Annotated in this window: 18 protein-coding genes; 5 read left to right on the top strand and 13 right to left on the bottom strand. The window is 68.5% G+C overall.

Annotation, left to right across the window (positions count from 1 at the left end):
- Positions 1 to 96: 96 nt before the first annotated feature.
- The 3 genes from BLT78_RS05170 to BLT78_RS05160 all read right to left on the bottom strand — a co-directional run bounded on the left by BLT78_RS05170 (position 97) and on the right by BLT78_RS05160 (position 2,662).
- Positions 97 to 864: an enoyl-CoA hydratase/isomerase family protein gene (locus tag BLT78_RS05170; RefSeq protein WP_090347938.1), complete on the bottom strand. Its 768-nt coding sequence runs from the start codon at positions 862 to 864 to the stop codon at positions 97 to 99.
- A 114-nt stretch (positions 865 to 978) separates the two neighbouring features.
- Complete coding sequence (locus tag BLT78_RS05165) at positions 979 to 1,911, bottom strand: electron transfer flavoprotein subunit alpha/FixB family protein (RefSeq protein ID WP_090347937.1); 933 nt, start codon at positions 1,909 to 1,911, stop codon at positions 979 to 981.
- 1 nt (position 1,912) lies between these two features.
- Entirely contained in the window at positions 1,913 to 2,662 is a 750-nt protein-coding gene (locus BLT78_RS05160) for an electron transfer flavoprotein subunit beta/FixA family protein (protein WP_090347936.1), read from the bottom strand.
- Positions 2,663 to 2,959: 297 nt separating this feature from the next.
- Here BLT78_RS05160 and BLT78_RS05155 point away from each other — a divergent pair, with 297 nt between their 5' ends.
- Positions 2,960 to 3,712, top strand: a complete 753-nt coding sequence (locus BLT78_RS05155; RefSeq protein WP_157719484.1) for a hypothetical protein — start codon at positions 2,960 to 2,962, stop codon at positions 3,710 to 3,712.
- A 145-nt stretch (positions 3,713 to 3,857) separates the two neighbouring features.
- On the opposite strand, the gene BLT78_RS05150 is transcribed toward BLT78_RS05155, so the two are convergent.
- Positions 3,858 to 4,988 carry a LuxR C-terminal-related transcriptional regulator gene (locus BLT78_RS05150; protein ID WP_090352152.1) on the bottom strand — a complete coding sequence of 377 codons (1,131 nt, stop codon included), beginning with the start codon at positions 4,986 to 4,988 and terminating at the stop codon, positions 3,858 to 3,860.
- Between the two features lie 311 nt (positions 4,989 to 5,299).
- On the opposite strand from BLT78_RS05150, the gene BLT78_RS05145 reads away from it, so the two are divergent.
- Complete coding sequence (locus tag BLT78_RS05145; RefSeq protein WP_090347934.1) at positions 5,300 to 6,133, top strand: SDR family NAD(P)-dependent oxidoreductase; 834 nt, start codon at positions 5,300 to 5,302, stop codon at positions 6,131 to 6,133.
- The gene (locus BLT78_RS05140) at positions 6,123 to 7,046 is read left to right on the top strand and encodes an alpha/beta hydrolase (RefSeq protein ID WP_090347933.1); all 924 of its coding nucleotides are present in this window, start codon (positions 6,123 to 6,125) and stop codon (positions 7,044 to 7,046) included. The genes BLT78_RS05145 and BLT78_RS05140 overlap by 11 nt, the downstream gene beginning before the upstream one ends.
- A gap of 140 nt (positions 7,047 to 7,186) precedes the next feature.
- Here BLT78_RS05140 and BLT78_RS05135 read toward each other — a convergent pair whose 3' ends face one another.
- The 4 genes from BLT78_RS05135 to BLT78_RS05120 form a co-directional block, all read right to left on the bottom strand.
- Positions 7,187 to 7,951 carry an SDR family NAD(P)-dependent oxidoreductase gene (locus BLT78_RS05135; protein WP_090347932.1) on the bottom strand — a complete coding sequence of 255 codons (765 nt, stop codon included), beginning with the start codon at positions 7,949 to 7,951 and terminating at the stop codon, positions 7,187 to 7,189.
- Positions 7,952 to 7,954: 3 nt separating this feature from the next.
- Positions 7,955 to 8,764, bottom strand: coding sequence for an SDR family NAD(P)-dependent oxidoreductase (locus tag BLT78_RS05130; protein WP_090347931.1), 810 nt, complete (start codon positions 8,762 to 8,764; stop codon positions 7,955 to 7,957).
- 14 nt (positions 8,765 to 8,778) lie between these two features.
- Complete coding sequence (locus BLT78_RS05125; RefSeq protein ID WP_090347930.1) at positions 8,779 to 9,606, bottom strand: SDR family NAD(P)-dependent oxidoreductase; 828 nt, start codon at positions 9,604 to 9,606, stop codon at positions 8,779 to 8,781.
- A 77-nt stretch (positions 9,607 to 9,683) separates the two neighbouring features.
- Entirely contained in the window at positions 9,684 to 10,196 is a 513-nt protein-coding gene (locus BLT78_RS05120; RefSeq protein ID WP_090347929.1) for a flavin reductase family protein, read from the bottom strand.
- Between the two features lie 269 nt (positions 10,197 to 10,465).
- On the opposite strand from BLT78_RS05120, the gene BLT78_RS05115 reads away from it, so the two are divergent.
- Positions 10,466 to 11,599, top strand: coding sequence for an LLM class flavin-dependent oxidoreductase (locus BLT78_RS05115; RefSeq protein ID WP_090347928.1), 1,134 nt, complete (start codon positions 10,466 to 10,468; stop codon positions 11,597 to 11,599).
- 231 nt (positions 11,600 to 11,830) lie between these two features.
- On the opposite strand, the gene BLT78_RS05110 is transcribed toward BLT78_RS05115, so the two are convergent.
- Positions 11,831 to 12,688: an alpha/beta fold hydrolase gene (locus tag BLT78_RS05110; RefSeq protein ID WP_090347927.1), complete on the bottom strand. Its 858-nt coding sequence runs from the start codon at positions 12,686 to 12,688 to the stop codon at positions 11,831 to 11,833.
- Between the two features lie 167 nt (positions 12,689 to 12,855).
- On the opposite strand from BLT78_RS05110, the gene BLT78_RS05105 reads away from it, so the two are divergent.
- Positions 12,856 to 13,629 carry an SDR family oxidoreductase gene (locus BLT78_RS05105; RefSeq protein WP_090347926.1) on the top strand — a complete coding sequence of 258 codons (774 nt, stop codon included), beginning with the start codon at positions 12,856 to 12,858 and terminating at the stop codon, positions 13,627 to 13,629.
- Between the two features lie 64 nt (positions 13,630 to 13,693).
- Here BLT78_RS05105 and BLT78_RS05100 read toward each other — a convergent pair whose 3' ends face one another.
- The 4 genes from BLT78_RS05100 to BLT78_RS05085 form a co-directional block, all read right to left on the bottom strand.
- Complete coding sequence (locus BLT78_RS05100) at positions 13,694 to 14,146, bottom strand: nuclear transport factor 2 family protein (RefSeq protein WP_090347925.1); 453 nt, start codon at positions 14,144 to 14,146, stop codon at positions 13,694 to 13,696.
- A gap of 209 nt (positions 14,147 to 14,355) precedes the next feature.
- Positions 14,356 to 15,960 carry a DUF1302 domain-containing protein gene (locus tag BLT78_RS05095; protein WP_157719483.1) on the bottom strand — a complete coding sequence of 535 codons (1,605 nt, stop codon included), beginning with the start codon at positions 15,958 to 15,960 and terminating at the stop codon, positions 14,356 to 14,358.
- A gap of 114 nt (positions 15,961 to 16,074) precedes the next feature.
- Positions 16,075 to 17,445, bottom strand: coding sequence for a DUF1329 domain-containing protein (locus BLT78_RS05090; RefSeq protein ID WP_090347923.1), 1,371 nt, complete (start codon positions 17,443 to 17,445; stop codon positions 16,075 to 16,077).
- Between the two features lie 99 nt (positions 17,446 to 17,544).
- A complete protein-coding gene (locus tag BLT78_RS05085) occupies positions 17,545 to 18,735 on the bottom strand; it encodes a saccharopine dehydrogenase family protein (RefSeq protein WP_172830764.1) in 1,191 nt (396 codons plus the stop codon).
- Positions 18,736 to 18,909: the final 174 nt, after the last annotated feature.

Here is an 18,909-nt window from a genome sequence, read left to right as displayed (position 1 = left end):
GAAAGGGGGCGTTTCCCGACCTGTAGGGGCGAATTCATTCGTCCTGGCGGGGTATCCGGGCGAATGAATTCGCCCCTACACGGATTGATGTGTCGCTCAGCCGCGCTTGCGCCGGGCGTAGAAGGCGTCGATGGCCTCGACGAACTCGGGACGGCCGGCGCAGTCGAGGAAGCCCCGGTGCTCGGCGGCGAGCTGTTCGGCCAGCGGCTGCTGCAGCGATTGGCGCAGCAGCCGCTTGAGGCCGGCCAGCGCATGCGGCGCGCGCGCGGCCAGGCGCTCGGCCATCTCGTGGGTCGATTCGGCCAGCTTCTCGGCCGCCACCACGCGGTTGAGCAGCCCGAGGCGCAGCGCCTCGGCGGCATCGAACGGCTCGGCCAGCAGGGCGACTTCCAGCGCCCCACGCAGGCCGAGCAGGCGCGGCAAGGCCCAGGACGCGCCGCCGTCGCAGCTCGCGGCGATGTCGGTGTAGGCGAAGTTGAAGCGCGTGCCCTCGGCGGCGATGGCCAGGTCGGCGCCCAGCACCAGGCTCAGGCCGGCGCCGGCAGCGGCGCCGTGCACGCTGGCGAGCACCGGCTGGGGCATCTCGGCGAGCAACTGCACGGCCTGATGCAACGGGCGGATCAGCGCGTCGGCGGCTTCCACCGGCGCGGCGCGCATCGCCGCCAGGTCGCCGCCGGCCATGAAGGCGCGGCCGTTGCCACTGAGCACGACGACGCGCACGGCGCTGTCGCTGGCCAGCGACTGGCAGGCCTCCAGCAACGCATGGGCCAGATCGACGCTCAAGGCGTTGAGCACGTCCGGACGGTTGAAGCGCAGATGGGCGACGGCCCCGCTGCGCTCGACGAGCAGAGGTGAATCGGTCATGGCAGTCTCCCGGGATGGGTGCAGGGCAATCGCGTGCCCGGTCTGTAGGGGCGAATTCATTCGCCAAAACACTCGCAAGGCGAATTCATTCGCCCCTACAGAGGGCCAGGTGTGTTACAGGGCGCGTTCCAGCTCGGGCACCGCCTCGAACAGGTCGGCGACCAGGCCGTAGTCGGCCACCTGGAAGATCGGCGCCTCCTCGTCCTTGTTGATCGCCACGATCACCTTGGAATCCTTCATGCCGGCCAGGTGCTGGATGGCACCGGAAATGCCGACGGCGACGTACAGCTGCGGCGCGACTATCTTGCCGGTCTGCCCCACCTGCATGTCGTTGGGCACGAAGCCGGCGTCGACGGCGGCGCGCGAGGCACCCACCGCGGCGCCGAGCTTGTCGGCCACCGCGTAGAGCAACTGGAAGTTGTCGCCGTTCTGCATGCCGCGCCCGCCGGAGACGACGATCTTCGCGCCGGTCAGTTCGGGGCGCTCGGACTTGGCCAGTTCCTCGCCGACGAAGCTGGAGATACCGGCATCGCAAGCGGCGTCGATGACCTCGATGCTCGCGCTGCCGCCGGTGGCGGCCACGGCGTCGAAGCCGGTGCTGCGCACGGTGATGACCTTGACGCTGGCCGAAGACTTCACGGTGGCGATGGCGTTGCCGGCGTAGATCGGCCGCTGGAAGGTGTCGGCGGAAACCACCCTGACGATCTCGGAGATCTGCTCGACGTCGAGCAGCGCGGCGACGCGCGGCAGGTAGTTCTTGCCGTTGGTGGTGGCCGGCGCCAGCACGTGGCTGTAGCCGTTGCGCGCCAGCTCGACGATCAGCGGCGCGAGGTTTTCCGGCAACTGGTGGGCGTAGGCGGGGGCGTCGGCGCGCAGCACCTTGGCCACGCCGGCGACCTGGGCCGCGGCCTCGGCCACGGCGGCACAACCCTGGCCGGCGACCAGCACATGGATGTCGCCACCGATCTGGGTAGCGGCGGCCACGGTATTGAGGGTGGCGGCAGCCAGGGCACTGTTGTTGTGTTCAGCGATTACCAGGATTGCCATCTCAGATCACCTTCGCTTCGTTCTGCAGTTTCTCGACCAGCTCGGCCACCGACTTGACCTTGATCCCGGCGCTGCGCGCGGCCGGGGCCTCGACCTTGAGCACCTTGACGCTGGAGGCGGTGGACACACCGAGGGCGTCCGGAGTGACGGTCTCCAGCGGCTTCTTCTTGGCCTTCATGATGTTGGGCAGCGAGGCGTAGCGCGGCTCGTTGAGGCGCAGGTCGGTGGTGACGATGGCCGGGAGCTTGAGGGCCACGGTCTGCAGGCCGCCGTCGATCTCGCGGGTCACGTCGACCTTGTCGCCGGCCACCTCGACCTTGGAGGCGAAGGTGCCCTGGGCGAAGCCGGTCAGCGCGGCGAGCATCTGCCCGGTCTGGTTGTTGTCGCTGTCGATGGCCTGCTTGCCGGTGATCACCAGCTGCGGCTGTTCCTTGTCGACCACCGCCTTGAGCAGCTTGGCGACGGCCAGCGAGCCCAGCTCGGCATCGCTCTCGACCAGCACGGCGCGGTCGGCGCCGAGGGCCAGGGCGGTGCGCAGTTGCTCCTGGGCAGCATTCGGGCCGACCGAGACCACGACGACCTCGGTGGCGATGCCCTTTTCCTTGAGGCGCACCGCTTCTTCCACGGCGATCTCGCAGAAGGGGTTCATGGCCATCTTCACGTTGGCCAGGTCGACGCCGGAATTGTCCGCCTTGACCCGGACCTTGACGTTGTAATCGACCACGCGTTTCACGGGGACCAGGACTTTCATGCAACCTCCAACGTATTTCGAGCAGTTGCATGAAGCCTATGGCGCAGGAAGATCGGCGAGCATCGTTCACTTGAACTAGTGCATGCATGATGCGTGCAACCGAATTACCCCGGGCAATCGCCCAGCATCGTCCGGACAGACTATGGGCAGATCGCGCGCATGGATCTCTAATGCCCTACGCGCTTACCGGTCAATTGCGCAGCAATCAATTATCCAGCCAGCAAACGATAAAACGCCGAACGGCGGGGGAATCGCCGTCCGACCGAAAGATTGGCCAACAATCGAAAAGGACAAGACATGCAAAGAGTCATTCTTCTCGCCTTGCTGTTGATGACCAGCACGGCAGGAGCCGAGTCTGCCGTCACCCAGCCGCTGCACGAGATTCGAACTCACGGCTTCCGGCTGTGCGCGAATCTGCTGGTCTACTACAACAACCAGGACCCGGCGGCCGCCTTCGATCCGGCGGCGCGCGAGGCCTATCGGCAAAGTCTGCGGCAGCTCGACACGCTGGTGGCCGCGGTGGCGGGCGAGCCGGGCATCGCTGCGTCCCTGCAGGGGCTGAAGAACAGCATCGGCGAACTCGAACGACAGCCGGAAGATGCCCGCGTGCTGTACACCTCGTCACTCAACCCCGTGCTGCACGCCCAGAACGATCTCGACAAGGCAGCCGAAGCGGCATATCTCAGGCGCGGTGAAATATCCCCGACCGTGGCCGGCCTGCATCAGATGAGCCTGGATATGAGCCGCATACTGTTGCTCTATCAGGGCAAGGGTTTCAGCAATATCGGTATTCACTCGGTGGAGTTCGATGATATCGGCTTCGGCAAGATCGACCAGCGCATCGGCTCCACGCTGGAGAACCTGCTGACGATTGCGTCGGATATGAAGCCCGAACTGAACGAGGTCTGGATGAACTACAGTTTCATTCGCCAGCGCTTGAAGACCAGCGATCAGGCGGTCGTCTCGCGAAGTGCCAGCCTGTACCTGGGCAAGGGCGTGGACAGGCTGGATATGCTGGCCAGGCGTGCCGGCCAGCACAACTCGCAGTAGCGCCCCGGACTACGGCAATCGGCCGTGCTTTCCCGACTCGCCACCAGGCCCCATAGCTCCTGTCCGCTGCAGGCCCTGGGTGCGGAGGCCGCGTGATCCAGACGGCACGCACTGCGCCCGCCCGGATCACGGAGGTCACCGTTGCTCAACCGAGGGTGGCGACGCTGCGCAGGATCAGGCGCACCAGCATGGTCTGCCGGGTCACGCCGGTCTTGGAGAAGGTCGAGCGCAGGTGCGCGCGGGCGGTGTTGCGGCTGATGCCCAGCTCGTCGGAGGCCTCGTCCAGGGTCAGGCCGTTGGCCAGCAGCAGGGAGATCTGCGCTTCCGAGGGGGTCAGGTCGAACAGCGCGCGGACGATCTCCTGCGGCGGCCGCGACTCCTGCTCCGGGTCGCCGATGAAGATGGCTACGGCGGGGCATTGCTTCGACCCGCTCCACTCGCCTGGCGGCACCGAGCGCACCACGATGCCGAAGTCGGCGCGACCGGAGGGACGCTGCACGCGCATGGCCTCGACCACCGAGGGATTGCCGCTCTTCTGCGACAGCAGCGCCTGCTTGATCAGCTGGCGGAACTTCTGGCTGTCACGTGGCGTGCCGACCTGCAGCCCGTCGCTGACCAGTTTCACGCCGTCCTTCTCCTGCACCAGCTGCTCGGCGACCCGGTTCATCTGCAGCACCTTGCCGTCCGAATCGAGCAGGATGGTGCCGACGGCCATCTGGTCCACCGCGCCGGCGTACAGGTCGCGCTCGCTCTCGATGCGGTTCAGGCGCATGTGCAGGATCATCGCCCGCTCCAGATGCGGCAGGAACAGGGTCAACAGGTCCTTGTCGGCCTGGTTGAACGGCGGATCGCTGCGCCCGCGGCTGATGCGGATGCGGCACTGGGCGCCGTCGGCGGTGTTGATGTCGGCGCCAAGCACATGGAACACGTCGGTCGGCTCCATGAAGCTCTTGTAGAAGTCCGAGTTCAGCCAGTCGTTCAGGGCGACGAACTCGGTGAGCGAGACCACCTGGCGGTTCGGCAGGTCGACGAAGGGGTCGAGGCGATAGAAGTGCTGGTGGTAGGAGCTGGTGACCTCCTCCGAGGCCCCCGCGGTGGAGATGCTCAGGCCGTCCACGTGCTGGCTCGGCGGACGCAGGATGAAGGTGGCGTACCTGGAGGCCAGCAGGTCCTTGAGCTCGTCCAGAAAGGTGTTCCAGGGCACGGACTCCAGCGGGCCCTGATAGAGGTGCCCGAGCATGTCGCCGAGGCGTTCCAGAGTGAGAGAAGCAGTCATGATGGGTGGCACTTTGTAATTGTTCTGGACGATCTGCAGCATATTACGGCCTTCTGAACTGGAGCAACGACATGGCCGGGCAGTCCGTCGCCCGCCCTCCTGACGCATTCCGGGCGGTACCGTGGCGGGTCGTGCACGAATCCACTCCTGCACGTTCGAGCGATGGTCCTGCCCCGGCTGGAGCAGGATACCCGCGCCCCCCATTCTCCCCCCGTCCCACGCTTTTGCCTTAGTCCGCTCGGACGTAGCGACGCCCCTGCCCGCCTGAAATAACGGCGGGCATCCGGCAGACCAGCGAGGAGCGTACAGCCATGCACCCACCCCAGCACCGCGTCGCGGTGATCACCGGCGCGGCCAGCGGCATCGGCCGCGGCCTGGCCGAACGGGCCATCCCCGAGCGACTGCACCTGGTCCTCGCAGACCGCGATGGCGAGGCCCTCGAGCGCCTCGCATCGCGCCTGCGCGAGCAGGGCGTGCAGGTGCTCACCCAGGTCACCGACGTGGCCGATGCCGCGCAACTGGAGCGCCTGCGCGACGCCGCCGTGGCGCGCTTCGGCGCGGTCGACCTGCTGTTCAACAACGCCGGGGTGATGCAGACCGGCAGCTGCTGGGAACTCGGCGATGAGCAGTGGCAGCGCGCCCTGGCGGTCAACCTGGGCGGGGTGATCAACGGCGTCCGCGCCTTCCTGCCGCTGCTGCTGGCCCAAGGCCGGCCGGCCCACGTGGTCAACACCGCCTCTCTCGCCGGGCTGCTCAACAGCCCGTTCATGGCCGCCTACAACGTCAGCAAGCAGGCGGTGGTGGCCCTCTCCGAGAGCCTGCACTACGAGCTGACCGCGCTGAACGCGCCGGTCGGCGTCTCGGTGCTGTGCCCGGGGCCGGTGGCCAGCGAGATCATGACCTCCGACCAGGGCCGGGGCGCCACCAGCGAACTGAACCGCCTGCTCGACGGGCAGATCCGCCAGGGCATGAGCCCGAGCGAGCTGGCCGAGCTGGTGTTCGCCGCCATCGCCGAGAAACGCTTCTGGATCCTGCCGCACAAGGGCTTCAAGCCGGCGCTGCGCGCCCGCCTGGAGTCGGTGCTGGAGGAACGCAACCCGCAGTTCGCCCCCTTCGACCCACAAGGAGACGCCCATGTCGCTTGATCCGCAGATCGCCGCCCTGCTCGCGCAGATGACCGCCCAGCCGGCCCCCGACTTCGCCCATCTGGACGCCGCGACCCTGCGCCAGGCCAGCGCCATGCCGCCGCTGTGCGTTCCGACGCCCTTGGCCGAGGTGCGCGAACTGAGCGTCGCCGGCGCCGCCGGGCCGCTGGCGGCGCGCCTGTACCGGCCGCAGGCGCAGGCCGGCCTGCCGCTGCTGGTGTTCTTCCACGGCGGCGGCTTCGTGCTCTGCGACCTCGACAGCCACGACGAGCTGTGCCGCCGCCTGGCCCTGCTCAGCGGCGCGGCGGTGGTGTCGGTGGACTACCGGCGCGCGCCCGAGGCGCGCTATCCGGCCGCCGCGCTGGACGCCTTCCACGCCCTGCGCGATCTGGCCGGGCGCGGTGCCGAGCTGCAGCTCGACACCAGTCGCCTGGCCGTGGCCGGCGACAGCGCCGGCGGCAACCTGGCCATCGCCGCCTGCCGCCAGGCCGCGCAGCAGGGCGGCCCGCGCATCGCCTACCAGTGCCTGTTCTACCCGGTCACCGACCTGCGCTGCGCCAGCGCCTCCTATGAGGCCTTCGCCGACGGCTACTTCCTCAGCCGCGCGATGATGGAGTGGTTCCGCGCCCAGTACCTGCCGCACGCGGAGCAGGCCGAGGAGCCGCTGGCCTCGCCGCTGCTCGCCGAGGACCTGGCGCAGCTGCCGCCGACCACCCTGCTCAGCGCCGAGTTCGACCCGCTGCGCGACGAGGGCGAGGCCTTCGCCGAGCGCCTGCGCGCCGCCGGGGTGGCGGTGCGCCTGCAGCGGGCGTCCGGCATGATCCACGGCTTCGCCAGCTTCGCCCCGCTGGTCGCGGGCGCCGCCGCGGCGCTCGAACTGGCCGCGACCGACCTGCGCAACGCGCTGGCATAAAGCTGTAAGGGCGAATTCATTCGCCCTTACGCGCCTTCAGGCGAATGAATTCGCCCCTACAGGCGCACGGTCCGATCTGACGGAGCCACAAAGCACAACGCCCGCCCTGATCTTCAGGGCGGGCGTTGTGCTTCAGCCGGTCAGCGCTGCGAGGAGATGTTGCCGCCGTCCACCACGATCTCCGCGGCGTTGATGTAGCTGGCCTCGTCGGAGAGCAGGAAGCGCACCACCCGGCCCAGTTCCTCGGGCTGACCGAGGCGGCCGAGCAGGATGCGCCGCTCGAACATGCCCGGATGGGCTGCGGCGATGGGCGCGACCATCGGCGTGAGGATCTGCCCCGGCGACACCGAGTTGACGCGGATGCCATCGGCGCCCAGGGCGTCGGCCATCGAGCGCACCATCGACAGCATGCCGCCCTTGGAGGCGCTGTAGGACGGGATCAGGCCGTTGCCCAGGGTGGCGTTGATCGAGGCGATGCCGACCACCGACGAACCGCGATGGGAACGCAGATCCGGCAGCATGGCCTGCACCAGCAGGGCCATGGCGCGCAGGTTGACGTTCAGCACGGCGTCCCAGCGTGCGGCAGTGAGCCCTTCCAGGCCGCTCTGGTCGACCACCCCGGCGGCGTGCACCAGGCCGCCCGGCGCGCCCAGCTCGGCGCGGGTGCGCGCCAAGGCCGGGGCGATGGCCTCGGCGTCGCACAGGTCAATGCCGATACCCAGGCAGGCCACCGCGTACTGCTCGGCCAGGCGCGCGGCGACGGCCTGCGCTTTCTCTTCCTGCAGGTCCCAGATGATCACCGGGCGCCCCACCGCGGCCAGGGCCTCGGCGCAGGCCTCACCGATGCCGGAAGCGCCGCCGGTGACCAGTACCGGGCTGGCCGGCGAGTTCAACAGATTGTGCATTTCTTATTCTCCTCTGAGTTCGCTGGAGGTCTGCGAGGTGTAGTCGGTGGCGCCGACGTTCAGCTCGCAGGTCTTGCCGCCGTCGACCACCAGCCTCTGCCCGGTGATATAGGAAGAGGCGTCCGAGGCGAGGAACAGGATGGCGTTGGCCACCTCGATCGGCTCGCCGATACGCCGCAGCGGCACGCTGCGGGCGGTGCCGGCGATCATCTGCTCGCTGCGCAGCGCCTCGCGGGTGCCCTCGCTCCACACTACGCCGGGGATCACCACGTTGACCCGGATGTTCTCGGCGGCACCCTCCAGGGCCGCCGCGCGGCTGAAGTTGAGCACGCCGGCCTTGGCCGCGCCATAGGCGGACAACCCGGGGCTGCCCAGCAGGCCGACCACCGAGCCGAGGTTGACGATCGAGCCGCCGCGCCCCGCCATGGCGCGGAACGCCGCGCGGGTGCCGAAGAAGGCCACATCGAGGCTGCCGCGCAGGCTGCGCTGCCAGTCCTCGGTGCTGAGCTGGGCCAGCGGGCCCCAGGTGTAGTTGACGGCGTTGTTGACCATCACGTCGAGCTGGCCGAAGCGCTCGACGGTACGCGCCACCGCGCGGTCGATGGCCGCTTCGTCGGTGACGTCGGCCTGCACCCAGTCGGCCTCGCCGCCGGCCGCGCGGATCCGCTCCACCACGGCCTCCAGCGGCGCCTGGCGGCGCCCGCAGAGCATCACTTTCGCGCCCTGGGCGGCGAACAGTTGCGCGGCGGCCGCGCCGATGCCGGTGCCGGCGCCGCTGATCAGCGCCACCTTGTCCTGCATGCTCACACTCATGGTCATTCTCCTTGTCAAAGCATCAACATGCCGCCGCTGGCGGCGAGGGTCTGGCCGGTGAAGGCGCTGGATTCGTCGCTGGCGAGGAACAGGCAGGTACGGGCGATCTCCTCGGGCTCGAGCATGTGCCCGAGCGGGATGGCGCGCTCCAGCGCCTGCATCCACTCGGCGGAGATCGACTGCATGATCGGCGTGCGGGTCGGCCCCGGGCACACTGCGTTGACCCGGATGCCGCGCGGGCCGAGGTCGCGGGCCAGGCACCTGGTCATGCCGAGCATGGCGGCCTTGGCCGTGCAGTAGGCCAGCGGCCCCTCGCCGCTCAGCGCCGACAAGCTGGCGACGTTGACGATCGAGCCCTGCCGGCCGCTGGCGATCATCAGGCGCACCGCCGCGCGGCTGCAGTAGAAGGCGCCGTTGACGTTGATGGCGAGCAGACGCTGCCAGCCGGCGGCGGTGAGGTCGACGATCATGTCGGTGAACACGTCCGGCGTCCGGCCGGCCGCCAGCTGCGCGTTGCGCAGGGTCATGCGCTGCTGGTAGCGCTCGAAGCCGTCGCCGGGCACCTGGCCGACGCCGGCGTTGTTGACCAGCACATCAATGCGGCCGTAACGCTGCTCGACCGCGGCGAACAAGCGCTCCACCGCGGCGCCGTCGGCGATGTCGCAGCCCCAGGCCAGGCCGCCGTTGCCGGCCGGCAGGCCCTCCAGCACGCGGTGCGCCGCCGCCTCGTCGATGTCCGCCAGCACCACGCGGGCGCCCTCGGCGGCGAACAGCTCGGCGGTGGCGCGGCCGATCCCCGAGCCGGCGCCGGTGACCAGCGCGACCTTGTCAGCAAGTCTCATGGGAATTCCTCGGATCGGGCGGGACGGCCCACACAGCGCGCCGCGCAGGCGGCGTCCCGCTCCGGGATTGGGTGGGCTCAGCTGGCCGCGGCCAGCGGCAGGCTCGCCGCGGTGGTGGTGTAGCTGCCGTCCACGTAGACCAGCGGGCTGATCTCGCCGTGGTGATGGATCTGCTCGATGCGGCCGATGAACACCGTGTGAGTGCCGTAGCGGAACTTGCCGTCCTGTTTGCAGAGGATCGCCGCCTGGGCATCGGCCAGCCAAGGGGTTCCCGCAGCGCTGGTCTGCCAGTGGCCCTGCTGGAAGCGCCCCTCGCCCTTGATCGGGCCGCTGCACAGGTGCGACAGGTATTCCTGATGATGGCCAAGAATGTTCACGCAGAAGTCGGCGCCCTCCTCCAGCACGGCGTGCAGCGAGGCGCTCTGGTTCACGCAGATCAGCAGCGACGGCGGCTCGGTGGACAGCGAGTCGACCGCCGTGGCGGCCATGGCGAAGCGCTCTTGGCCGTTGCTGGTGGTGATGATGGTCACCGACTTGGCCAGGCGACGCATGGCCTGGAGCATCTGGGATTTCAGGTCGGTCTGGCTCATGGTTCGGCCCTCCTCATGGGTTGTGTCGGGCCGATTCTTGACCTGGGTCAAACCACCGGCATCGTCCCATGGGACTAGCAAGAATTGGTGCCATCGGCGCCGATTCCCGCCCGCTCTGGGCCCCGTGCGGACGGGCCGATCGCGGCCCGGGCGGCGGGCCGAATTGGCTAGTCTGATCGGATGTATCTGCCCCTTCCTGCATTTCCGACCATGCGCCCGAGAGCCGGTATCGCCGGACCGACCACCCCGATGACAACAAGGGATAGCGCATGAAATTCTCCCTGATCTACGAAGCACAGACCCTCGACGCCACCCGCGAGGGCGACCGCCGCGTGTTCGACGAGACCGTCGAGCAGGCCGTGCTGGCCGACCAGCTCGGCTTCGACACCTTCTGGTGCGTCGAGCACACCGCCCTGACCAACTACTCGCACATGTCCGCGCCGGAAACCATGCTGGCCTTCGTCGCCGGCAAGACCGAGCGCATCGGCATCGGCCACGGCGTGGTGTGCCTGCCGCCGGCGATGAACCATCCGGTCAAGGTCGCCGAGCGGATCGCCACCCTCGATCTCTTGTCCAAGGGCCGCGTGCACTTCGGCGTCGGCAAGGGCGGCACCCAGCAGGAAGCCGGCACCTTCGGCTACGACCTGACCACCCTGCACCCGCAGATCGACGAGGCGATGTACCTGATCCCGAAGATGTTCGTGCAGGACGAGATCGAGCATCACGGCGACTTCATCAAGATCCCCAAGCGGCCGATCCATCCCAAGCCGTACCAGGACCCGCACCCGCCGATGTACCTGGCCTGCACCAACACCGAGTCGCTGAAGAACGCCGGCGGCCGCGGCATGGGCGCGCTGGTGCTGGGCTTCGGCGGCCCGGACGAAATTGCCAAGAAGGTCGCCGTGTACCACGAGGCCTGGGACAACCGTAACGAGAAGAACCAGGTCGGCTTCCGCCCCAACCGCCACATCGCGGCGCTGTGCCCGGCCATCGTTCTCGACGACAACGAGAAGGCGCGCGCCATCGGCATCCGCGGCCAGCGCTACTTCATGGAGTCGCTGGCCTACTGGTACGCCGGCGGCGAGCGCCCGGACCCGGAGAAGTGGAAGGACGACACCTTCGTCGACGGCAACGGCCAGGCGGTGATCAAGTCGCGCTTCGCCTCCGAGGAGGTGACCGTGGACTTCTCCGATCCGACCCTGGCGATGATGAACCCCAACCACGCCTACGGCACCGTCGAGGACTGCATCGGCTACGTGCAGCGCCTGATCGACGCCGGCGCCGACGAGATCCTGTTCATCTGCCAGATGGGCACCGTGCCGCAGTGGGCGCAGCTGGAGACGCTGAAGAACATCGGCGAGAAGGTGATTCCCTACTTCCGCAACCAGCAGGCGCTGGGCTGAGAGTGCTGTAGGGGCGAATTTATTCGCCGGGATTCCCGCAAAGGCGAATGAATTCGCCCCTACTGGCCGGAGCCAACCAGCTGCCTTGTAGGATGGGCTTTAGCCCACGCTGACCTCTTTTGATGGGCTGAAGCCCACCCTACAAGGCTTTCAGGCGAATGAATTCGCCCCTACAGACCGGAATACACCTGCAGCGCCAGCGGAGCGGTCCACCGGCGCTGCAGGCTTCGCTCACTGCCGCCCTTCGGCGAGGAAATCCAGGCAGGTGCGGTTGAACAGCTCGCGGTGCTCGACCATCACCCAGTGCCCGCACTCGCTGAGCAACACGAAGCGGATGTTGCGGCAGGCGTCCATCAGGGTCTGCGCGCCGGAGGCCGGGCAGAACTTGTCGTTCACCCCCCAGAAACCGAGGATCGGGCACTGCAGCTCGGACAGGCGTGGCGCCAGGTTCGGCACCTGCATGGTGGAGAGCACGCAACGCGGCTGCTGCCGGACCACGGCGACCCGCTCGGCGACCGTCTCGTCGCTGATCCCGCTGGCGTCGTAGAGCTGCAGGCCGAGCAGGCGGCGCATGCCGGCGGCATCGTTCAGCTCGCCGTTGGCGAAGGCCGCGCCCATCTTCTGGATGCCTTCCATCTGCTGGTAGTACTGCTCCTTCTCCATCAGCCCTCCGGGCGCCATGAGGATCAGCCTGCTGACCCGCTGCGGTTGGTCCAGCGCCAGCTTGAGGGCGATGGCGCCGCCCAGCGAGTTGCCGACCAGCACGCAGCGCGGGATGTCCAGCGCATCGAGCAGGCCGCTCAGGGCAGTGACGAAGAAGTCCAGGTCGTAGGTGGTTTCCGGCTTGTCCGAGGCGCCGTAGCCCGGCAGGTCGGGCACGATCACCCGGTGGCCGGCGGCGGCGAACACCGGGTAGTTCTGCTTGAAGTTGCTGTGGCCGCTGGCGCCCGGCCCGCTGCCGTGGATGAACACCACCGGCTCGCCGGAGCCGGCCTCCGGGTAGCCGGCCTCCGGAAAGCCGGCCTCAATGTAATGCAGCTGCAGCCCATCGTTCAGCGTCACGAATCGCCCTTGCGGTAGCGCGCCCATGGCGGCCCTCCCCGTCTCGTTGTCGGAAAAGGCATTGTCAGAAGGGGTATCGGCGGCGGAATCGTCCGAGCAGACTAACCCGCGGCGACGAGTCCGCCCGGACGAAGGCACCGGCGCCCTGCCCCGCTAGCCTTGGCGGCATCAGCGACTGGCCAACGAGGTGAGGCATGCACGATCCGATCGATTTCAGCGGCAAGGTGGTCCTGGTCACCGGCGGCGGCAAGGGGGTGGGCCGCGGCATCAGCCAGAGCTTTCTCGAACGCGGCGCCGAGGTGGTGATCTGCGGGCGCAACGTCCCGGACAGCCTGCCGGCCCATGGCGACCGCCAGGCGCACTTCGTGCCCTGCGACGTGCGCGACGTCGAGCAGGCCCAGCGCCTGATCGAGGCGGTGGTCGAGCGTCACGGCCGCCTCGACGTGCTGGTCAACAACGCCGGCGGCGCCCCGCATGCCGACGCGGCGACCGCCTCGCCGCGCTTCTCGGAGTCGATCATCCGTCTCAACCTGCTGGCGCCGCTCAACCTGTGCCAGCTGGCCAACCGGGTGATGCGGGCGCAGGCCGGCGGCGGCGCGATCATCAACATCTGCAGCGTCAGCGCCATCCGTCCCTCGCCCGGCACCGCCGCCTACGGCGCGGCCAAGGCCGGCCTGCTCAACCTGACCCGCTCGCTGGCGGTGGAGTGGGCGCCGCGGGTGCGGGTGAATGCGGTGACCGCCGGGCTGACCCTCACCGAACAGGCCGAGCTGCACTACGGCGATGCCGAGGGTGTCGCGCGGGTCGCGGCCAGCATCCCGCTGCAGCGCATGGCCAGCCCGCAGGACATCGCCAACGCCTGCCTGTACCTGGCCTCGCCGCTGGCCAGCTACGTCAGCGGGGTGGACATCTGCGTGCATGGCGGCGGGGAAAGCCCGGCCTTCCTGGCCGCCGCCAACGCCGGCTGAACCGGCCAAAGCAAAACGGGGATCCTGATGGATCCCCGTTAGCCTGCCCTCTCCTTACCTATCTTCAGCGCGTGTGCGCCAGGCTGGCACCGCTGGTCTCGAAGTGGCCGCGGAACGCGGTTGCGACGATGCGCCACTGGCCGTCGACGCGCCGGTAGCGGTCCTGGTAGAAACCGCCCAGCTTGCGGGTGGCGCCGGTCTCGGCGTCGAGGTTGCAGTAGCACAGCGCCCAGCGGCCAACCGCCTCGTCGTCGCCGAGCAGGTCGATCTCCGGATTGGCGCCGTGGTGCAGGTCGATCACCCGCGGCTGGCAGGCCAGTTCCCGGTAGACCGCGACGAAGCTGTCGCGCTCGCGGAAGGTGCCGATGGGGCCGTAGTCGATGAGGATCTCCCCCGCGGCGAAGCAGTCGCGGATCACCTCGACTTCCTTCAGGTCGCAGGCGTTGAGATAGCGATGCTTGAGCCGCCGGATATCTTCCAGCGCCTCCAGGCGGGCGATGCGGGCTTCCAGGTTCATGGCGTTTCCCTCGTGGTCGGCTTGGCAGGATGGCCCCGAGTCTGGCGACCGGGGCGCGGCGCGGAATCGTCCGAGCGGACGATCTCGGGGTATGCAGGGCCGCAACTGGCCATTCCGCTGTAGGGGCGAATTCATTCGCCTTAGCGAGATATTGGGCGAATGAATTCGCCCCTACAGGACGGCGCCGCGCAAGGGCGGCGCCGCAAACCTCAGAAGCTGTACTTGGCGCTGAACGCGAAGTAGTCGCGGTCGGCCAGCGGGCGCTTGTCCAGATCGGCGTCGCCGAGGAAGCCGTTGTAGGCGATGCCCAGCTCGAGGTTGTTGAGGTACTTGCCGTTGAGGCCGAGGCTCACGCGCTTGTCACCCTCGCCGACCAGGCTGCCGAAGGCGCCGGCCACCGCGGCGGTGCCGCTGGCCTGGTGGGCGAACGAGATCGGCATGTTCAGGTCCCAGCCGTCGATGACGTTGGTCCACGACGGCGTCATCAGCAGCTGGTAGGCCCAGGAGTTGCGGTCGTAGGTGAGCTGGTCGGAGCGCGTGCCGGCGAACTCGAAGGCATCGACGTCGTTGACGTGCAGGTAGGCGACCTCGGCGATGAAGGTGGTTTGGTCCGACAGCGGCATGGGCCCGAGGAGATAGATGGCCGAGAGCTGCGCTTGGGTGGCCTCGGCGCGGGTGGCGGACGGGCCGATCAGCGAGTCGACCAGCACCGGGACATCTTCCTTGTAGCTGACCTCGCCGGCCAGGTTGACGTCACCCAGGCGGGTTGAGAAGCTCGCCCCGCTCAGCTTGATGTCCTCGAAATTCACCACGCTGTACGAGGTCGGGAAGCCGCCGTCGAAGTTCAGCGCCACGTTGGGGTTCTTGTCGTGGTAGCGCAGGTAGTAGAGGCTCGCCTCGCTCTCGCTGCCGAGCGCGAAGCGGGCGCTCACCCCCCACTGACCGCTGTCGCGCGGATCAATGTCCGGGCCCATGGGAATCGTGAAGCCCGGCGCCGCATGGATGAACTGGGCGCCCGGGCCGATCATGTCGGCGTAGGAGAAGTAGCTGCCGACCGGGTCCAGCTCGGTGGGCTTGTACTCGTACTGGTAGTAGGCCGCCAGGCCGAACGCCGGGTTGAGCTGCCACTGGGCGAACAACTGGCCGACCGGCAGCAGGATGTCCTTCACCTCGACGGCCGGCACGTTGGCCTTGGTGGCATCGGCGGGCGACTGGGCGCCGGCGATGTTGGGGAAGAACAGGCTCTCCCCCCACTGCACCACCTGGCGACCGGCACGCAGGTTGAGCATCGACTGCTCGCCGGTCTGCAGGTTGCCGTACAGATAGGCGTCGAGGATGCGGCTGCGGCTGCCGGCGCGGTTCCTGGCCTGCGAGCTGAAGTGGTCGTGCGTCCCGCGCTTGTTGACGGTCGCCGGCGAGTCGTTGTCGTTGGCGTGATAGTACACGTCGTCGTAGAAGGTGCTGGCGCGCACGAAGCCGCCGTAGTTGCGGTACTTCAGGTCGAGCTCGCCGAGCAGCGCCACCCGGTTGTTGATCATCGCCCCGCCCTTGAAGTTGCGGTTGCCGTCGTCGGCGTTGACCGTGGTCGGCAGGCCGCTCTCCGGGTCGAGCGGCCCGTCCACCAGGGCGCGTGCCGGATCGTGCTGCCGCCAGGCTGCGCCGTAGGAGAGGTTCAGCGTGTAGTCGGCACCGACCTCATCGCCCAGCGCGAAGGAACCGGCCGCTGCCGGCGCGCCCAGGGGCAGCAACCAGGCGCCGAGCAGCCATGGCCCCAGCCGGCCGTTCACCATCGCCCTGTCTGCAAAATGCTTCATCTTCTGTCTCCCGATTGCCTGCCGCGCGGATCTTCGGGGCGCGGCAGGTCGCGGTGACGGCGGCATGCCGTCGTCACCGAGCCATATGTGAGGAAATCCCGTTTCGCCGTCCGCTCAGCGGCCCGCCTGGCGCAGCATGTCGGTGGTGTACATGAACGGCTTCAGCCGGTCGCCGTTGAGCCGCGGCGCCGCGATCTCGTTGGTCAGGCGGTCGGCGAGGTAGGCCCCGGACATCAGGTCGTGGTAGACCGTGACCCCGGCGTGGAACACCCGGGCGTCGTAGGCGTAGAAGGTGTTCATGAAGTTGGTGCGCCACAGCTGGCCGCGCGCGTCGTAGTTGTCGGCCATCACCGCCTGCCAGCTGTCCTCCTCGATGTACAGCACGCGCTTGGCGTAGCGGTGGCGATAGCCTTCCTTGAGGGTGGCCTCCAGCACCCAGACGCGGTGCGGCTCGTAGCGCATGAAGCGCGGGTCGATGCTGCCGGCCTTGAGCAGCTCGGCGTACTTCACGTCCGCGCCTTCCAGCCGGTAGCCGTTGTAGGGGATGTACAGCTCGCGCTTGCCGACCAGCTTCCAGTCGTAGCGCTCGGGCGAGCCGTTGAACAGGCGGTCGTCGTCGATGGTGCGGAAACCGCCGACCCCCAGCGGCATGTCGAAGCCGAAGCCGGGGGACTGGCGCACGCGACGGGCGCCGGGGTTGTACTGCCAGCTGGTCTGCGGGTTGGTCAGCTCGTTGAAGTAGGTGTAGGTCATCGACGCCTCGCCCTTCTGCCGTTCGGGCTTGAGCACGGTTGCCCGCGAGTAGGCGAACACCCCCGTGGTCGGCTGACCGAGATCCTCCGGACCGCCGGTCTTGTCGAGGATCTCGTAGCGCATCTGGCCCCAGGCCGCCTTGCCGTCCGGATAGACCACCGCCTGGTCGTACACCGCATCCTCCTCGAGGACGTAGGCCGGCAGCAGCATGTTGCGCAGCAGTTCGTCGCCGTTCTGCGGGATCGGGAACGGCGTGCCGCCCTTGAGGGCCTTCACGCCCATGTTGCCGTCCTCCAGCTCGGCAACATGGGCGTTCTTGCGGGTGATCTCGCAGCGCAGGTCGTCGAGGCGGAAGTCGCGGTGGCTGGGGTAGACGGGAATGGCGAAGGTCTGCGGATACTTGCGCAGCAGCGCCTGCTGCCCATCGGACAGGTGCGCGGCGTATTGCGCCATGTTCTGCGCGGTGATGGTGAACAGCGGCTGCTCGCCGGCGTAGGGGTCGGGGTGGCGCGCGCCCACGCCGGCGAACCGGATGCCGGGCGGGGTGCCCAGCCATTTGCCGGCGAAGGCCGGGATGGAGCCGTCGGCGTTGCCGGCCTGTTCGGCGCCGAAGCAGGTCATTTCCTTGCCGAGTTTCTGCGCCTCCTCGCCGGAGACCTTGGCCAAGCCGCCCTGGGCGACCAGCATCAGCAGCGCCGCCAGCGGCAGGGTTCTACGAAACGGGATATGCATGGCTTGCCTCTTGTTCTTGTTGTGCACCAGGCCGCTCCCGATGGGGAGCGGGCCGTTTCCATTCGTCGCTGCCCGACACGCAGGCGGGCGGGACGTCCCTCAGGCGTAGCGGTCGCGCCTGAGCACCGTTTCGCTCTCGATCAGCCGGCCACCGGTTTCGCCGGCGAAGGCGCGCACGTAGGCCTCGGCGTCCAGACAGACCTCCGGCGCCAGCAGGCCCTGCCCGGTGACGCCACCGGCCAGCCAGGCCTCGATGGCCAGGCGCGCGCAGGTCGGCGTCGGGTCGGCGGTGCTGTCCTCGGCCTGTTCGGTGGGCAGGTCCAGGTGGTGCTCCAGCACGCAGCGCACCTCGGCGCCGTCGCGCTCGCCGACCACCTCGACCCGCGAGGCGACCGCCCAGGGCTCGTCGGAGAGGTCGACGCCCACGCTCCTGGCGCCGGCCTCGCTGGCCAGGTGCCGGGTGAGGAACTTCAGCGGCGAGATGCCGAGGCCCTCGATCACCTCGGGATTGCCCAGCCCCAGGTCGATCAACGAGCGCCAGATCTGTGCGCCGGCCTCGGGGAAGAAGGCGATGCGGTTGGTCACCTGCTCCAGGCCGCTGATGAAGTGCGGCAGGGTGACGGTTTCGCCATGGCCGATGAAGAACGACGGATAGGCCTTGAACGGCGCGGCATAGGGCACCTCCAGCCGGCCACCCCAGCCCGGCATCTTGCGGTACTCACCGTCGACGAACTGCACCACCTCGCCGGCGGTGATGTGCATCATGTGGTCGACCACCGCCGGCGACAGCAGGCCCGGCACGAAGGGCACGGCGGTGGCCAGGTGGATCTCGCGCACCCTGTCCAGGCGGTCGGCGAGCAACCGGGCCATCACGTTGGTCAGCCCCGGCGTCGAGCCGCAGCCGATCACCAGCTTGATGCCCGCGTCCACGGCACGCTGGTGCCAGGACGGATCGAGGAACAGCTGCTCGGCCACGTCGTGGTCGTCGTTGATGTCGAGGTAGTCGACCCGCGCCCGCAACGCCGCCTCGATGACCGGCACCGCGCTGCGGTAGAACGGCCCCACGGCGTTGAACACCAGGTCCACCCCGTCGAGCAGCTCGTCGAGGCGGGCGGGGTCGCGCACGTCGGCGGCCACGGCGCGCACCCGCGGGCCCAGCTCGGCGGCGAGCTGCTCGGCGACGGCGAGGTCGAGGTCGCCGACCACGCATTCAAGCTCGGGGTGGCGCGGCACCAGCTGGCGCGCCACGTTGGCGCCCACGTTGCCGCAGCCCAATAGGAGGACTTTCATGCTTGTTTCCTTCTTCTCTGGTTGTTGTTCTTCTACAAGAGCGCAGGGCAATTGCATGAGGCCCATTGCCCGGTCCACAGGGGCGAATTCATTCGCCTTGACGGAGCGCTTTGGCGAATGAATTCGCCCCTACAACGCCCAGCAGCCAGGCATTGGCTGCGCGGGCGGCGCCCG

It is taken from the genome of Pseudomonas oryzae (assembly GCF_900104805.1).
GTDB lineage: Bacteria > Pseudomonadota > Gammaproteobacteria > Pseudomonadales > Pseudomonadaceae > Geopseudomonas > Geopseudomonas oryzae.
The sequence above is the reverse complement of the archived record's forward strand: the minus strand, read 5'-3'. Positions and strand labels throughout refer to the sequence as shown.

Bases quoted from the DNA above. Each gene is read 5' to 3' on its own strand.
- BLT78_RS05170 (WP_090347938.1), bottom strand. From the start codon at position 864: ATGACCGATTCACCTCTGCTCGTCGAGCGCAGCGGGGCCGTCGCCCAT.
- BLT78_RS05165 (WP_090347937.1), bottom strand. From the start codon at position 1,911: ATGGCAATCCTGGTAATCGCTGAACACAACAACAGTGCCCTGGCTGCC.
- BLT78_RS05160 (WP_090347936.1), bottom strand. From the start codon at position 2,662: ATGAAAGTCCTGGTCCCCGTGAAACGCGTGGTCGATTACAACGTCAAG.
- BLT78_RS05155 (WP_157719484.1), top strand. From the start codon at position 2,960: ATGCAAAGAGTCATTCTTCTCGCCTTGCTGTTGATGACCAGCACGGCA.
- BLT78_RS05150 (WP_090352152.1), bottom strand. From the start codon at position 4,988: ATGACTGCTTCTCTCACTCTGGAACGCCTCGGCGACATGCTCGGGCAC.
- BLT78_RS05145 (WP_090347934.1), top strand. From the start codon at position 5,300: ATGCACCCACCCCAGCACCGCGTCGCGGTGATCACCGGCGCGGCCAGC.
- BLT78_RS05140 (WP_090347933.1), top strand. From the start codon at position 6,123: ATGTCGCTTGATCCGCAGATCGCCGCCCTGCTCGCGCAGATGACCGCC.
- BLT78_RS05135 (WP_090347932.1), bottom strand. From the start codon at position 7,951: ATGCACAATCTGTTGAACTCGCCGGCCAGCCCGGTACTGGTCACCGGC.
- BLT78_RS05130 (WP_090347931.1), bottom strand. From the start codon at position 8,764: ATGAGTGTGAGCATGCAGGACAAGGTGGCGCTGATCAGCGGCGCCGGC.
- BLT78_RS05125 (WP_090347930.1), bottom strand. From the start codon at position 9,606: ATGAGACTTGCTGACAAGGTCGCGCTGGTCACCGGCGCCGGCTCGGGG.
- BLT78_RS05120 (WP_090347929.1), bottom strand. From the start codon at position 10,196: ATGAGCCAGACCGACCTGAAATCCCAGATGCTCCAGGCCATGCGTCGC.
- BLT78_RS05115 (WP_090347928.1), top strand. From the start codon at position 10,466: ATGAAATTCTCCCTGATCTACGAAGCACAGACCCTCGACGCCACCCGC.
- BLT78_RS05110 (WP_090347927.1), bottom strand. From the start codon at position 12,688: ATGGGCGCGCTACCGCAAGGGCGATTCGTGACGCTGAACGATGGGCTG.
- BLT78_RS05105 (WP_090347926.1), top strand. From the start codon at position 12,856: ATGCACGATCCGATCGATTTCAGCGGCAAGGTGGTCCTGGTCACCGGC.
- BLT78_RS05100 (WP_090347925.1), bottom strand. From the start codon at position 14,146: ATGAACCTGGAAGCCCGCATCGCCCGCCTGGAGGCGCTGGAAGATATC.
- BLT78_RS05095 (WP_157719483.1), bottom strand. From the start codon at position 15,960: ATGAAGCATTTTGCAGACAGGGCGATGGTGAACGGCCGGCTGGGGCCA.
- BLT78_RS05090 (WP_090347923.1), bottom strand. From the start codon at position 17,445: ATGCATATCCCGTTTCGTAGAACCCTGCCGCTGGCGGCGCTGCTGATG.
- BLT78_RS05085 (WP_172830764.1), bottom strand. From the start codon at position 18,735: ATGAAAGTCCTCCTATTGGGCTGCGGCAACGTGGGCGCCAACGTGGCG.